This window comes from Paenibacillus sophorae, from assembly GCF_018966525.1.
Classification (GTDB): Bacteria; Bacillota; Bacilli; order Paenibacillales; family Paenibacillaceae; genus Paenibacillus_AQ; species Paenibacillus_AQ sophorae.
In genome coordinates this window covers 3,882,938-3,897,156 of the sequence record NZ_CP076607.1, presented here as the reverse complement: position 1 = coordinate 3,897,156, position 14,219 = coordinate 3,882,938, and the positions used below count along the sequence as shown (strand labels likewise).

Genomic DNA, 14,219 nt, shown 5'->3' with positions numbered 1-14,219 from the left:
GCCCGCTAAAGGCCTTATCCTGTATAATCCCGGGACCCCGGTTGAAACTTTAGGCCGATTTTATTTTTTTGTCCGCAAACGGTAAGATACTAATACAAAGGGCTGCTCATTAAGTTGATTTCGGGAGGCAAGAGATGAAGAGGGAAGTACAACATGTGCCTTACGGCTACGATCCGCAGGCTACGATCCGCAGAGGAACACTGGTTTATTATGATTCCTTTGAACATACGACCGATGAAGAACTGAGAGCGGCGGCGCAGGCGGCGCTGGACAAAAACTTCAGCAAGCTTGTGCTCTATCCGCTGCATGAGGAAACGGTTCGCAGAATGTCCAAGGAGCCCGCTAGCTCATATTATAAAAGGGAAGACCGTCTCCATGAATGGAAAAGAGAGCAGGGTGCTTCCTACATTACGGTGGAGAACCTGGAGGGCAAGCGGAAAAAGTATACGCCGATCGACTCCGCCCTGCGTCATTTGACCGAGCGTTATCCGGCGCCGCATTTTCTGTACCTTACTCCGGAGATGGCCAATCAGTTCGCCTCATTCTCCTCTTTCGAAGAATGGATTAAGAAGCTGCGCCTGCTGCTGCCGGAGGCTCCGAGCGAACTGCAGCCACGACTGAAAAAGTTCCGCCACCGCTGGTCGATCGTAGGTGAAGAGAACGACAAGGAGTAATGACTGTCGGATCATGGGGGACGAGTGGATTGGCGTCAGTAATCCATAGAAAAAACGAGGCAGCCATCAACGGTGGCTGCCTTGTTTCCGTCTATATGTGTACATTTTCCATTGATAATGGATGAAACAGCCGATGCAGAAGCCAAGTATGGCAACGAAGGCCGCGGCAGCTACAATAGCGGTGAAAATATACGCCGAGATTAACCAACCAGCGAGATAACTGATAAGTCCGGCGGCCAGACAGATTACCGCGATAGTTTGATTGAACCTCTGCTGATCCTCATCTTCGAGAATATAGGCGGAGCGGTCTTTCCTTAGGAAGCGGGCGGAGAGGCGGATCACAGGATTATATTGGGAAATTAAGCCGAGCAGTCCTGCGGCCAGCGGAATAGCCAGAAACCAGTAAAAGCCGGTAAACCAGGTCAGCAGCACAGACAAAACAATAACCGATTGATTGACCCTGACAAGAGGTCTGGGAATCCCTTTTAACGTACCGGCCATAATACCCACCTCGCATATTGGAATAATTTAATTATAGTATCTTCCAGCCTGATTTGAAAGTTAAAACATTGACTTTTAGTTTAAATTTATGATTTTATTGTTTAGACCGATTGTTATAATAGGAGGAGTAAGGGAGCATAGAAGGGGACATGCGTACCCTCCTCAATTGCTTTCACATTCAACGCTTCATTTCGTTTCCCTCACACCTGCCGCAATCTTTATACTGGAAACTTCTTGAATTAGAACTTATGTTCGGTTATACTTTGACATACTAGGAGTATTAACAAATGATTGGATACAGTTCTTTGAAGCGAGTACAAGAATAGAGAGAAGAATAGACTAGGATATCAGGAGGAATTAAGAGTGGGAGAAACAATGCAATCTACAGCCATAAACCAGGAGAAGATCAGGAAAATGCCGATCCTGATCGCGCTGCTCCTTAGCGGCTTTATCGGCATGTTCAGTGAAACTGCGCTTAACGTCGCGCTCAGCGTATTGATGGATGTGCTGAAGATTACACCGGCCACGGCGCAGTGGTTGACGACGGCTTATTTGCTGACACTGGGAATTCTTGTGCCTATCTCGGGCCTGCTGCTTCAGCGGTTCACGACGAGACAGTTGTTTATTGCATCCTTGTCTTTCTCCATCATCGGAACGGCTCTGGCTGCCGCATCGCCAAGCTTCGAATATTTGCTGGTCGCCCGAGTGGTGCAGGCGATGGGAACGGCGCTGCTGCTGCCGCTGTTGTTCAATACGATTCTGGTGCTTATTCCGGCTGAAAAAAGAGGTGCGGCCATGGGCATGATCGGTCTTGTCATTATGGTGGCTCCTGCCACCGGCCCGACCATTGCCGGTCTGCTAATTGAGAACCTGAGCTGGCACTGGATTTTCTGGATGTCGCTGCCGTTTCTTGTGATCGCGCTGATCTTCGGCATGATATATATGCAAAATATAACGGAGGTAACCAAGCCGAAAATCGACTGGTTATCGATTCTGCTCTCCTCGGTCGGCTTTGGCGGCGTCGTGTTTGGTTTCAGCAGCGCAGGAGACACTGAAGGCTGGAGCAGCCCCAAAGTGCTCATAGGCATTGCTGCCGGCGTTGTGTCGCTGGTGTTGTTCATATGGCGCCAGCTGACGATGAAGCAGCCGCTGATGGATTTGCGCGCATTTAAGTACCCAATGTTTGTCGTCGGACTGCTGATGATTTTTATCTGTATGATGGTCATTCTGGCCGCCATGCTAATCCTTCCGCTGTATCTGCAGAATGGACAGGGGTATAGTCCGTTCAAGGCCGGGCTTATGCTGCTTCCGGGGGGACTTATCAACGGCTTGATGTCGCCGCTAATGGGCCGGCTGTTTGATAAATTCGGACCGAAGTGGCTTGTTATTCCGGGTCTGGTTATTGTCGCCGCGACGCTATGGTTCTTTGCGGACATTAACCCGGCTTCCTCGGTTGTATTTACGGTTGTGCTGCACAGCGCGCTGATGATCGGTGTATCGATGGTGTTCATGCCGGCGCAGACGAACGGAATCAACCAGCTTCCACTTGAGCTGTATCCGCATGGTACGGCCATTATGAACACGCTCCAGCAGGTTGCGGGAGCTGTTGGCACCGCGCTTGCAATCAGCATCATGACAGCTGGCTCGAAAAGCTACCTGGAGAGCGTGGAGAATCCGCAGGACCCGGTTCATCTGCTTCCTGCCTTTACTCAAGGAGTTCAGCACGCCTTTATCTTCGCCATGGCGCTAACCATTGTCGGTCTCGTCATCGCTTTCTTCCTGAAGCAGGTCACCGTCCGACATCCGCAGGAAGGTGGCATGCACTAAACGAAACTTCAACCGCTCTAAAGGCCCTTGGCGAAATGCCGGGGGCTTTTTTGCGGAAATGGGTGCCATTCTATATAAATGTGAAGCCGTAAGATCTGATTTGCTGCAACAAATTGCGGCGTGTGTGCGTCTAGAGGGTAATCACACTGCATAACAGCAAAGAAAGAAGGATGCATATGATGACTCTATTGGAAACATCCGCAAAATTAAAAAAAGGGGCGCTGCTCGGTCTCGCGATCGCTTTGGGAGCCGGTGCCGGCACAGCGGCATTTACTCCATCTGTATCAGCAGCAACGGCCGTAACCGCTGAACAAAGCGTAGGCGTGTATAACCAGTTCCAGAAATATCTGAAAAACTCGGCAAAGACGCCGACAAGCTTAATCCAAGCCCGTAATTACCTGCTCAATAACCTAAAAAGAGCCGATTCCTGGCGGGCCACCGTCATGGTGCTTCAGCTTGAAAATGCGCAAAAGGCGAGACTAAACGCTTTTTCGGAAAAGCTCTTTCCGGAGAAGGTGCAGAAGGCGATCGACGACGCCGTCCGTAAGAACGGGCTGCAGACCGGACTCACTTACAGCAGCCTGCTGAAATCCATTACAGATCCCGGTGTTCGCGCCGTATTAACCGAGTCTTACGGTTACGGCTATAAGCTGGAGACCAGTGAAGGCATGTACTACCCCGTGATGCATTACGAGGGATTCAAATATTTCAAGCCTTATATCGGGAAGGACATCGCTGCCTACATCGATCTGATGGCAACCGATTCCAATAAGCCGGCCCTGAGCGATGCGGCCATTGTCATTACTTGGGATGAGCTGATTAATCGTGCGCTTGCTCTCGAATCCTACGTGAAAGAGTACCCGAAGTCCAACCGCACCGCTGCGGTTAATGACAAGCTCAAACTGATGGAAATGTTCGTCTTTTACGGCTCTAACAATACACCCGCCTATGAGTATGGCACAAGCGGGGAACCGACAACCATCGATCCCAAGCTAAGACAAGCCTATGAAAAGGCGGTGCAGAACGGGACAGGGGACAGCAGAATTTTGAAGACGATCAAGAGTGTGCTGGGGCTTTTGGATGCAAGCGGCAACAGATGGAACGGGAAAATCGAGGAATTTTTGCAGGATTTTAAGAAGTTTGGGTGAAAAAGAGGATATGCCGGCAGACCAGTCAAATTGAATAGCTAACGAACGAAAGGCCTCACTCCCCACTGATTAGTGGAGAAAGAGGCCTTTTGCCTTTTTACTAAAACCCTTTGTATTGAGGTTCTTCTTTTTCCAGATCCTGAACCCGGCTTTCCACTTGCTGAACGATTTGCTGGGTTTGCTGCGCGGCAGAGGTGAACAGTGTTTTGGCGTTCTGATTTTGAGTGCTCAATGCGAACTGTTCAAGGCTTGCTTGAGCGCTTTTCAGTGAAGAAAGGCAGGTTTTTACATCTGAAGCTACAGTCATTGTCAATTCCTCCTGTGTTGGCGTAAATGTATTGGCGTAATAGTAGTGAGCCGTTCACTAATATTTGCTCCTTAAGCTGCAATTATTCACCGATCGGATTTTTGTTGGGACGGAAGCAGCAAAGGAACATTTCCGCATATTTTCCGAAGCTCCGAGAAATAATGAACTTGTTAAAAACACCAAGAAACAATAGGAGGACGCTGAAATGCCGACTTGGTTAGAGGTTATTTTTCGGACCATATTCGCGGTGGTCGTACTTTTTCTGTTAACAAAGATACTTGGCAAAAGACAGGTATCCCAGCTTTCTTTCTTCGAATACATTACGGGGATTACGCTTGGCAGCTTGGCAGCTTACATCTCGCTGGATACGGATAAGAACTGGCATCTGGGCATGATCGCGATTCTGGTATGGATCGCTATTTCCTTCGGGATCGAATTTTTGCAGCTCAAGAGTAAGAGGGCCAGAGACTTCGTTGATTTCAAAGCGACCGTACTGATCAAGGACGGCAAGATCCTGGAAGAGAATATGAAAAAAGAGCGCCTGACAACTGACGATCTGCTTGAGCAGCTTCGGGCCAAGGACGTATTTAAAGTAGCGGATGTCGAGTTCGCGATTATGGAGTCGAGCGGACAGATCAACGTACTGCTCAACCGCGAGAATCAGCCGCTTACTCCGAAGCATTTGGGAATTAAGGTGGCTCCGGAGAAAGAAACCCAAGCCGTCATTATGGACGGGAAATTGATGCCCGAACCGCTCGATATGATGGGGAAGACTCCAAAGTGGCTGATGGATGAGCTGGAGAAGCAGCAGCTAAACTTGCAGGATATTTTCTTGGGCCAGGTCGATTCCTACGGGGATCTGACCGTCGATTTATACGCCGACAACGTTCAAGTCCCGCAGCCGCAGGAGAAGCCTGAAGTGTACGCCCTGCTGAAAAAATGCGAAGCGGATCTTGAATTGTTCGGGCTGTCCGCTCAAAACAAGGACACCAAAAAGCTGTACGAGCAGTGCTCGTCCCAGCTTCAGGCAGTGATTACAGAGCTTAAGCCGCTGCTGACTACTTAAAGCACCAGACGCAGCAGCATCAACGACACGATACCCACCATTACGGTTCCGAGCAGGCTGCGCGTTGTGATAGCGACGAGAAAAGCGGGAACTGCTGCGAACAACTCCGTATTGCTTGTCAGCGGAGTGAGCTTACCGTCCTGGATTAGCAGTTCCTGAGCCACCAGAGCGGCCATAATGGACACCGGCACATGACTTAACCACCGCATGCTCCAATCCGGAAGCTTGAACCGGCTGAGCACCATTAAAGGCAAGACGCGCGGAATAAGGGTAACGGCCGCCGAACCAAGTATAATCCACAAAATTTCGCTTCTTACTTCCATTTTTCCACCGCCATTCCAATAGTCGCCGCTATGACTGTTGCCGCTATGACCCCAACGGTCGGGGAGATCCACAGAGAAACGCCGATCGCCACTGCTGCGGCAGACAGCCCGACGATCACATCCGTCCGGATTTTGCGCCGGCTCATTATGGAAAGAACCAGCAACCCGATGAACATGGCCGGAAGCGCATAATCGAGGCCAAACTTTTCGGGGCTGGCAATCCACTGTCCGAGAAGGGCACCGGCAATGTTGGCGGCGCACCAGTTCAAATAAGCGGTGATATTAAGCCCGTGCATCCATTTCTCGCTGATGCTTTTGCGTTTGGCTGCTTCATTAATGGCGACGCCGAACGTCTCGTCCGTAAGAAGAACGCCGACAAGGAAATTTCGGAAAGGCGTTAAATGACGGAAGTAAGACGATATGGCGGCGCTTAGAAGCAGATGCCGAAGATTAACGAATAGAATCGTTATAATAATGCCTGCGGACGGACTGCCCATGGCAATCATGCCTGCGGCGATAAACTGGGCGGACCCGGCATATAGAATAAGAGACATCAGGATAATCTCCGTAAGGCTTAACCCCGCCGTCTTCTGGGCGACGCCCGCCGCAAATCCGATGCTCAAATAGCCTAGCAGTGTGGGTAAGCAGTCCTTTACGCCCATTAAAAAGCTTTCTTCATCCGCATAGCTCCCGGTCGTCTCTGTCCGGGCTGTTTCCATTTTCATTATGTAATTCGCGACCTCCTATCTATATTGAAAACGCTCTTTGCAAATCGGCAGATATCCTGCCGTAATATTATCACGCCAAATGATAAAAGGGCGAACTGTATCTGTCAAATTGTCAACTGCAAATTTTCATAATAATACTTGACTGTGCGTTCTTAAATGATTAAGATGGATTCAGAGAGGAGGAGTGATAATGGCTAGACCGCGGGAGTTCGACGAAGAAACGGTATTGGATAAAGCAATGGAACTGTTCTGGAGCAAAGGCTTTGAAAAAACATCGATTCAGGATTTATGCGAACATACCGGAGTACACAGAGGCAGCTTGTATGAAACGTTCGGGGATAAGAATGATTTGTTTCTGGCCGCGCTTGACCGGTTCCGGCATCATTCGGCGGGAAAACTGTTTGCAGTGTTGGAGGAACCCGGCAATCCGAAAGAGCAGCTTTCCGCCTTTTTCGAGCGGCTGATCGAAAGCTCTATGGACAACGCAAAAGAACGGCGCGGCTGCTTAATTGCCAATACGGCCGTCGAGCTGGCGCCCTTTGACCCCAAGGTGGCGAGCAGGGTGGAGGCCAGTCTGCTGGATATGGAGAACCGGTTCTACAGCTTTCTGCTTCGCGCGCAGAAGGAAGGCGGGCTGAAAGGGAAGCATAATCTCCGCGAGCTGTCGCGTTTCTTAGTCGGTGTGAAGCAGGGAGTGCATATCATGGCCAAGACGACAACTGACCGTAAAACGTTACAGGATGTATATAAAGTTGCACTTTCGGCTGTATTTTAATTTTTTTTGCTTAATTAAAGAACGCATATTCTTAAATAATAATTTAGGAGGAATCATCATGACTCAAAAAATCGCTTTGGTTACTGGAGCCAATAGAGGTCTCGGACTGGAAATATCCAAACAACTGGGTGCGCTTGGCATCACCGTTCTGATGGGCGCACGTACGCTCTCCTCGGCAGAGGCGGCTGCGAAGCCTTTATCAGCTGCGGGTATTGATGCAATCGGCGTACAGTTGGAAGTTACGAATAAGGACGACATTGAAGCATTAGCCGAGTGGATCGACCGGCGCTATGGCAAGCTGGATATCCTGATTAATAATGCAGGGATCGCGCTGCGTTCTTCTGGAGGAAATCTAGACGCTTTCCGCCAGACCTTTGAGGTCAATACGTTTGCTCCGTTCTTACTGACGGAATCACTGCTTCCGCTGCTGCTGAAAAGTGAGGCGGGACGAATCGTGAACCAGAGCAGCGCGATCGGCTCCATTGCGTTAATGCATACCGATGAAACGGTACGCAAGCTCGGAGATCCGGCATATGCCGCTTCCAAGGCGGCGCTGAACATGCTGACCGCTTATTGGGCACAGAAGCTGGAGAATACTGGGCTGAAAGTAAATTCGACGCATCCCGGACTCGTACAGACGGACATGGGCGGAGCAAATGCGGAAATTCCGGTGGAAGAAGGCGCCAAGACGGCTGTGGCTTTGGCTGTCGTTGATGCAAACGGACCGAGTGGACAGTTCTTTTATATGGGGCAGCCTCTGCCCTGGTAATTGAAGGAATCTTGATTGTGTGATATAAAGCAATGATAGAGATAAGGATAGGAGTGAAGGGATGCCGTTCATAAATAAAGCTCCCCGGTGGTATTATGGGTGGACTGTGGTTGCGATCGTTTTTCTCGTATTGCTGGTATCGGCGGGCATCAGCTCGATTCCAAGCGTATTGATGCTGCAATTTGAAAAAGATTTCGGCTGGAGCCGCTCCGCGGTGTCCGGCGCATTGTCCATCCGTATATTTTTGTACGGGTTGATGGGTCCTTTCTCCGCTGCGCTGATGGCCCGCTTTGGTGTTCGCCGCATCATGCTGCTGACGCTGAGTTTCCTGACTATCAGCCTTGCGTTAACGTCGTTTATGACGGAGCTCTGGCAGTTCATTGCGCTTTGGGGTGTTGTCATTGGCCTGGCTACCGGGGCATTGGCCAACGTGCTGGGCGTTACGGTGGCGGGCCGCTGGTTCGTGAAGCACAGAGGGCTTGTTGTCGGTATTCTTACAGCCAGCGCGGCGACGGGGCAGCTGCTGTTTCTGCCTCTTCTGGCGAAGATCTCGGTTGGCCTCGGCTGGCGGTTTTCCATTTACACAACAATTGCGGTGCTGCTCGTACTGATTCCCATCGTGGCGATTTGGATGAAAGATCATCCTTTCAGTGTTGGTGTTCCTCCTCTTGGAGAGACGGAGATTGCACCGCCTGCGCCGTTCCATGGCAATCTGTTTCTCGCTCCGCTGCTTGCGCTGAAGGATGCGGTTAAGAGCGGCACGTTCTGGCTGCTGGCAGGCACTTTTTTCTTCTGCGGATTCTCTACCAACGGACTTATCGGTACGCATCTGATTCCGGCCTGCGGCGACTTTGGCATCCCGGTTGTAGCGGCTGCGGGGCTTCTCGCCCTAATGGGGATGTTCGATATGGTCGGCACGACGCTGTCGGGCTGGCTGTCCGACCGTTTTGACAGCAGATGGCTGCTGTTCTGGTATTACGGTCTTCGCGGACTGTCGCTTATCTTCCTGCCCTACGCACTGAACGGCGGTTATACGCTTCTGCTGGTGTTTGCCGTGTTCTATGGGCTGGACTGGATCGCAACCGTGCCGCCTACCGTCAAAATTACCGCCGATCATTTTGGAAGAGAAAAAGCGGGGATGGTATTCGGCTGGATTCTGGTGGCTCACCAGCTTGGTGCTTCCGCGGCAGCTTACGGCGCCGGTGTGATTAGACAATGGCTCGGCAGTTACACGGTTCCTTTCGTTACCGCAGGTTTTCTGTGCCTGTTCGCTTCCCTGCTGGCTATGAGAGTCGTAAACATGCGTAAATCGGCTGCGGCCGTTAAAGCCTGAGTAATCAGGCTTTTTTATATTGAAATGAAGTCTTTCTGATCGGTGTAACCGGTTTTGAAAAATAATTGTCGTGTGATGTTGTTAACTGTTATTTCCAGTCGAAAGAGAGAGAATAAATAGAAGAATAGTATGAATTTATGGTAAAAGGAAGCGATGCGGATATGATAGCCTGGAGGGAATCGTACGAAATCGGAGTGGAGAAAATCGATTGTCAGCACAGACAGCTGCTGGTCAAGCTGAATGAGTTCTTTGATGCCTGCTCGAATCAGCAAGGGCGCGAGAAGATCGAAGAAACACTCAAGTTTTTAAAGGACTACACGATTGAGCATTTTGGCAGTGAAGAGGAATTGATGAACGACATCCACTTCCCGGAATTATCCGAGCATCAGAAGGAGCATGCCGATTTCGTCAAGACTGTTCTTGAACTGGAAGAAGCAATCAAGACCAAAGGCGTTTCCGTTCTGACTACCATTAAGCTTAACCGCACCTTGACGGACTGGCTTATTACCCATATTAACAAATGCGACAAGCTGATTGGGGATTACCTGGCCGAACGCGGTGCGAAAGCGTAGCGTTTTGGGACAAGTACATAGCAAGCGGAATAAAGCGGCAGCCGGGGCGGCGATTCGTCCTGAACTGCCGTTTTTCTTAAGATTAAAGAATTTATAAGTTTTCAGCGGAGCTGAACAATTCTTTAATCGCAAGAAAAGCTACCGCTAATGAAGGATTCGGCGGCATCTTCGAAAGGGCACCAATCGTTGCTTTTCTTATACTTGGGTCAGCCGGAAACTTCCGGTTGGCTTTTTTTACAAATTCAACCCAAATCTTTTTAATTCAATAAAAATCCCCTCGAGCCGTTTCCCTTTTTCCGTTAACGTATATTCTACTCGCGGAGGAACCTCTGGAAATACTTTTCTTTCCAATACCCCATGATCCTCCAGTTCTTTAAGACGGAGCGATAATGTCTTCGGACTAATTCCATCCATTGATCTCAGCAGGTCGCTGAAACGCATCGTTCCCTCGATAAGCAGATCCCGAATAATTAAAAAGGTCCATTTCGTCCCAATGACGTCCAGTGTTTTGGCAATGGGGCATGGCTCGCCCGGTGTTCCTTTGGTCAGAACGATCGGTTCGATTTTACTCATCGAAGCATCCTCCCAAAAATTTTTTTAACTTGATTTAGCTCATCATACCACAATAATATACTTTCGGAAACTATATGAAATTAAAATCACTACTTCCCAAAATGAAATTACTATATATATAATATCCTTGTGATCAGATATACAATAAAGGAGATGGAGAAAATGAAAAATATACTTATTATCAACGGTCACCAAAAATATGGTTCAGCAGAGGGGAAATTGAACCAAACGTTGACGGACAGCATGGTGAGTTTTTTAAGTGAAAAAAATAGTGTACAAACAACAACGATTCAAAACGGATACAACATTAAAGAAGAACATAAGAAATTTATTTGGGCGGACGTTGTCATTTACCAAACACCCATCTACTGGTTCAGTATTCCCGGGTTACTCAAAACGTATATGGATGAAGTCTATGAGTACGGCTTATTTTTCAAGGGTGCGGACGAATATGGAAGAGGCGGGTTATTAACCGGTAAAAAATATATGTTCTCGACAACTTGGAATGCCCCGGAAAAAGCATTTAACGATCCAACGCAGTTTTTTAAAGGGGACAGCTTGGAGGCGGCAATCGCTCATTTGCACCGTGTACAGGAATTTCTCGGCATGCAGCCTTTAAAGAGCTTCGCTTGCTACGATGTTATCAAAAATCCAAAGTTGGATAAATTTACATCCGAACTGGGCGCACATCTAAAAGCCGTACTGAATTTCTAATTCATCCAACAAAATAGGAGGACTATTCATGCTACAAAATCAAAAAATCGTGATTATCGGCGGAAGCTCCGGGATTGGCCTGGAAACAGCTAAACAAGTAATTGCCCTTGGAGCAGAAGTAATCATCGCCAGCCGTTCTGAAGAAAAACTGCACAAGGCGAAAGAACAACTGGGAGCCAAAGCAGCGGCTTATACGCTGGATACGACGGATGAGCAGCAAGTGCAAGCTTTTTTTGAAAAAATCGGCACGTTCGATCATCTTGTCGTAAGCGCTGCGGAAACATCCGGCGGGCCATTCCTTCAAACGGATACGGCCCAAGCCCGTCAGTTGTTCGAGAACAAATTTTGGGGTCAATACTATGCCGCTAAATACGGGGCGCCGAAAATTGCGGAGAACGGTTCAATTACCTTGTTCTCTGGCGTAGTCGCCTATAAATCGATGGTTGGATCGTCTGTACTGGGAGCAGTCAACGCAGCAGTTTCGAATCTGGGTCAAACGCTGGCTTTGGAACTTGCGCCAATCCGGGTGAATATCGTGTCGCCTGGTATTATCGATACGCCTTCACGAAGCAAAATGCCTGAAGACGCACGCAATAATTTCTACGCTACAGTGGCAGGCAAACTCCCGGTAAAACGGGTGGGGAAACCGGAAGATGTCGCACAAAGCGTAATCTACCTGCTCCAAAATGGCTTTGTGACAGGTACCGTCCTTCACACGGAAGGCGGACATATTTTAATTTAAGTGCTTGGCAGCAAGAATAGGGAAGCCGTTCTTCTCTCCTGCGGGAAGGAAGAGCGGCTTCCTTTATTTTGGATGTTTACAAACCGTGGAGTCACACGTAATATTGGGCACAAATGCATTTAGTATTATAATAAAAGATGACATTTTGCCATTGCCGTATAGAGAAATATTAACAAAGGAGACATAGGAATGAAGAGAATACGATTGATCCTTTCAATTGCTGCAGGAGTACTGCTACTCAGTCTGGTCAATTTCTATATCGGCTACCATGCGTGGCTGCTTATTCAGAATTGGCTTCCCGGGACGAGTCCGGTAGTGTTCTGGCCGGTCTTTTGGGTCATCGCTCTTGCGTATGTGATTTGCAGAGCTCCCCTCCCGTCTGCTCTCAAGCCGCTCGCCAGATTTCTCAAAGTCATCGGCTCGTATTATTTGGCTCTGATGCAGTTTGCTATCATTCTATTGCCTGTGGCTGATCTGTTTTACTGGATTTTATCCATTACTGGCGCCGATGTTTCGGGTTATATTTCCGAAGCGGGAGCGGTTATTGTGGCGCTGCTTGCTGTATTTTTAGTGTGGGGCTCCCGGAATGCATGGAGCACGGTGCTCCGCGTTCACTCGCTGGGGCTTCCCAAGCGGTTTGAGAGGGATCTCACGATTGCCGTGGCATCCGACCTTCACCTCGGCGATATTGTCGGCAACCGGCATTTGAAGAAAATGGTCGACCGGATGAATGCGATGAAGCCGGACATTGTGCTGCTGGCTGGGGATGTGCTTGATGACAGCGTGGAGCCTTTCGTCCGCCACCGGATGAGCGAGCAGCTAGGCAAGCTGAAGGCCCGTTACGGCGTGTTCGCCGTGCTGGGCAATCACGAGTATTACGGCAAGGACATCAAGAAATATACGGATCTAATGAGTGAAGTCGGCATACGCGTGCTTCAGGACGAGGTAGCCGAGGCCGCCGGAGTGTACATTGTAGGCAGGAAGGACAAAACGGCGGAGAGTATGGATAGCGAAGGCCGCAAGAGTGTCGCCTCTCTGCTGGAAGGTTTGGATTTGACGCGTCCCGTCATCATGATGGATCACCAGCCCACAGGATTTGAGGCCGCCGCCAGGGCCGGCGTCGATGTGCTCCTCTCCGGTCATACGCACCGGGGACAAATCGCGCCCATCCACTGGATTACAAGACGCCTGTTCGAGCTGGACTGGGGCTATCTGAATAAAGAGAATCTGCATGTTATTGTTTCTTCCGGATACGGAACCTGGGGTCCGCCCATCCGCTTGGCCAGCCGTTCTGAGATTATCGGCCTGTCGCTGAGCACCAATTAATGGAGTCTAATACGGCGATCATGCATAATTTTCCTTCCTGACCGAAACACTAATGAAGGCACAATAATAAGGTCAAGGAGTGAACGGCCATGAGTCCGGACAAGAATTTGATCAACACGGTAAAAGATTTGGAGAAGACGGCGCCGACCTCTCACGAGGCCAATCAGATGGAGCAGGAGCAGATGGATAAGCGCAAGGAAATGCTGCGCAGAGATAAGGGCTATAAGGCGAACGAGCAAAGCTCCTACGAGTAAGGCGGGCTTGCGGGTACGGAAGCATCCTGCGGTCAGGCCAAAGTGAAGAGAAGTTCGCCTGTAAGGGACACGGGACACCGAAATCGGTGTCCTTTTTTAAGAGTATACGGCCTCCCGGGTAATTCGGGAGGTCTTTTTTGGAATGCAGGACAAGGTTGCAATTGTGACGGGAGCAGCTTCCGGGATTGGCAAAGCCGCTGCCATTCGTTTGGCGGCCGAAGGCGCAAAAGTCAGTCTTATCGATAAGAACGAACAGACGATCACCCAGACCGAAGCGGAGATCAAGAATGCGGGCGGGGAAGCAATCACCTTCATCGCCGATACCGCAAATCCAGAAGAAATCAGCCGGGCCGTCAAAAAGACGGCGGAGCAGTGGGGCTCCATTCATACGGTATTCGCCAATGCGGGTATTCTCGGCATGACATCGCCGATCGAATATTTTCCGACGGAGGAGTGGGCCGGAACGATTTCGAACAACCTGGTCGGCACCTTCGAAACGGTGTTGGAAAAACAGGGGATTATCATTGACAAGAATGGGTATATTGTATATATAATATATATACATTAATTACAATGCAGCGGAATGA

18 protein-coding genes are annotated in these 14,219 nt (G+C 49.5%); 13 read left to right on the top strand and 5 right to left on the bottom strand.

The features are described from left to right. Window positions 1-134 precede the first annotated feature (134 nt). Window positions 135-674, top strand: a complete 540-nt coding sequence (locus tag KP014_RS18385; RefSeq protein ID WP_036598832.1) for a hypothetical protein — start codon at window positions 135-137, stop codon at window positions 672-674. 66 nt (window positions 675-740) lie between these two features. Here the strand turns inward: KP014_RS18385 and KP014_RS18380 are convergent, their stop codons facing one another. Continuing rightward, on the bottom strand, window positions 741-1,175 hold the full coding sequence (locus KP014_RS18380; RefSeq protein ID WP_036598834.1) for a DUF4395 domain-containing protein: 435 nt from the start codon (window positions 1,173-1,175) through the stop codon (window positions 741-743). Window positions 1,176-1,550: 375 nt separating this feature from the next. On the opposite strand from KP014_RS18380, the gene KP014_RS18375 reads away from it, so the two are divergent. Beyond that, the gene (locus KP014_RS18375; RefSeq protein ID WP_036598857.1) at window positions 1,551-3,002 is read left to right on the top strand and encodes a DHA2 family efflux MFS transporter permease subunit; all 1,452 of its coding nucleotides are present in this window, start codon (window positions 1,551-1,553) and stop codon (window positions 3,000-3,002) included. A gap of 176 nt (window positions 3,003-3,178) precedes the next feature. Beyond that, entirely contained in the window at window positions 3,179-4,150 is a 972-nt protein-coding gene (locus tag KP014_RS18370) for a hypothetical protein (protein WP_090833703.1), read from the top strand. A gap of 100 nt (window positions 4,151-4,250) precedes the next feature. Here the strand turns inward: KP014_RS18370 and KP014_RS18365 are convergent, their stop codons facing one another. Further along, on the bottom strand, window positions 4,251-4,457 hold the full coding sequence (locus KP014_RS18365; protein WP_036598836.1) for a DUF1657 domain-containing protein: 207 nt from the start codon (window positions 4,455-4,457) through the stop codon (window positions 4,251-4,253). 205 nt (window positions 4,458-4,662) lie between these two features. Here KP014_RS18365 and KP014_RS18360 point away from each other — a divergent pair, with 205 nt between their 5' ends. Next, window positions 4,663-5,523, top strand: a complete 861-nt coding sequence (locus KP014_RS18360; RefSeq protein ID WP_036598838.1) for a DUF421 domain-containing protein — start codon at window positions 4,663-4,665, stop codon at window positions 5,521-5,523. Here KP014_RS18360 and KP014_RS18355 read toward each other — a convergent pair. Further along, window positions 5,520-5,846, bottom strand: a complete 327-nt coding sequence (locus tag KP014_RS18355; protein ID WP_036598847.1) for an AzlD domain-containing protein — start codon at window positions 5,844-5,846, stop codon at window positions 5,520-5,522. The genes KP014_RS18360 and KP014_RS18355 overlap by 4 nt on opposite strands. After that, complete coding sequence (locus KP014_RS18350) at window positions 5,837-6,565, bottom strand: AzlC family ABC transporter permease (RefSeq protein WP_090833774.1); 729 nt, start codon at window positions 6,563-6,565, stop codon at window positions 5,837-5,839. The genes KP014_RS18355 and KP014_RS18350 overlap by 10 nt, the downstream gene beginning before the upstream one ends. 199 nt (window positions 6,566-6,764) lie before the next feature. On the opposite strand from KP014_RS18350, the gene KP014_RS18345 reads away from it, so the two are divergent. The 4 genes from KP014_RS18345 (at window position 6,765) to KP014_RS18330 (ending at window position 10,023) form a co-directional block, all read left to right on the top strand. Continuing rightward, window positions 6,765-7,349 carry a TetR/AcrR family transcriptional regulator gene (locus KP014_RS18345; RefSeq protein WP_036598851.1) on the top strand — a complete coding sequence of 195 codons (585 nt, stop codon included), beginning with the start codon at window positions 6,765-6,767 and terminating at the stop codon, window positions 7,347-7,349. Window positions 7,350-7,407: 58 nt separating this feature from the next. After that, the gene (locus KP014_RS18340; RefSeq protein WP_036598854.1) at window positions 7,408-8,118 is read left to right on the top strand and encodes an SDR family NAD(P)-dependent oxidoreductase; all 711 of its coding nucleotides are present in this window, start codon (window positions 7,408-7,410) and stop codon (window positions 8,116-8,118) included. 61 nt (window positions 8,119-8,179) lie between these two features. After that, window positions 8,180-9,451: an MFS transporter gene (locus KP014_RS18335; RefSeq protein ID WP_090833702.1), complete on the top strand. Its 1,272-nt coding sequence runs from the start codon at window positions 8,180-8,182 to the stop codon at window positions 9,449-9,451. Between the two features lie 161 nt (window positions 9,452-9,612). After that, window positions 9,613-10,023 carry a bacteriohemerythrin gene (locus KP014_RS18330; protein WP_051500464.1) on the top strand — a complete coding sequence of 137 codons (411 nt, stop codon included), beginning with the start codon at window positions 9,613-9,615 and terminating at the stop codon, window positions 10,021-10,023. Between the two features lie 234 nt (window positions 10,024-10,257). On the opposite strand, the gene KP014_RS18325 is transcribed toward KP014_RS18330, so the two are convergent. After that, window positions 10,258-10,596: a winged helix-turn-helix transcriptional regulator gene (locus KP014_RS18325; protein ID WP_036601100.1), complete on the bottom strand. Its 339-nt coding sequence runs from the start codon at window positions 10,594-10,596 to the stop codon at window positions 10,258-10,260. A gap of 162 nt (window positions 10,597-10,758) precedes the next feature. Between KP014_RS18325 and KP014_RS18320 the strand changes: the two genes are divergently transcribed. The 5 genes from KP014_RS18320 (at window position 10,759) to KP014_RS18300 (ending at window position 14,200) form a co-directional block, all read left to right on the top strand. Further along, window positions 10,759-11,310 carry an NAD(P)H-dependent oxidoreductase gene (locus tag KP014_RS18320; RefSeq protein WP_036601102.1) on the top strand — a complete coding sequence of 184 codons (552 nt, stop codon included), beginning with the start codon at window positions 10,759-10,761 and terminating at the stop codon, window positions 11,308-11,310. Window positions 11,311-11,338: 28 nt separating this feature from the next. Beyond that, window positions 11,339-12,052 (top strand): SDR family oxidoreductase, encoded by a 714-nt coding sequence (locus KP014_RS18315; protein ID WP_036601106.1) that lies wholly within the window; start codon window positions 11,339-11,341, stop codon window positions 12,050-12,052. Window positions 12,053-12,241: 189 nt separating this feature from the next. Continuing rightward, on the top strand, window positions 12,242-13,378 hold the full coding sequence (locus KP014_RS18310) for a metallophosphoesterase (RefSeq protein WP_090833701.1): 1,137 nt from the start codon (window positions 12,242-12,244) through the stop codon (window positions 13,376-13,378). An 89-nt stretch (window positions 13,379-13,467) separates the two neighbouring features. Further along, complete coding sequence (locus KP014_RS18305; RefSeq protein ID WP_175491730.1) at window positions 13,468-13,632, top strand: hypothetical protein; 165 nt, start codon at window positions 13,468-13,470, stop codon at window positions 13,630-13,632. Between the two features lie 142 nt (window positions 13,633-13,774). Beyond that, entirely contained in the window at window positions 13,775-14,200 is a 426-nt protein-coding gene (locus KP014_RS18300) for an SDR family NAD(P)-dependent oxidoreductase (protein ID WP_051500563.1), read from the top strand. The last annotated feature ends 19 nt before the right edge of the window (window positions 14,201-14,219 follow it).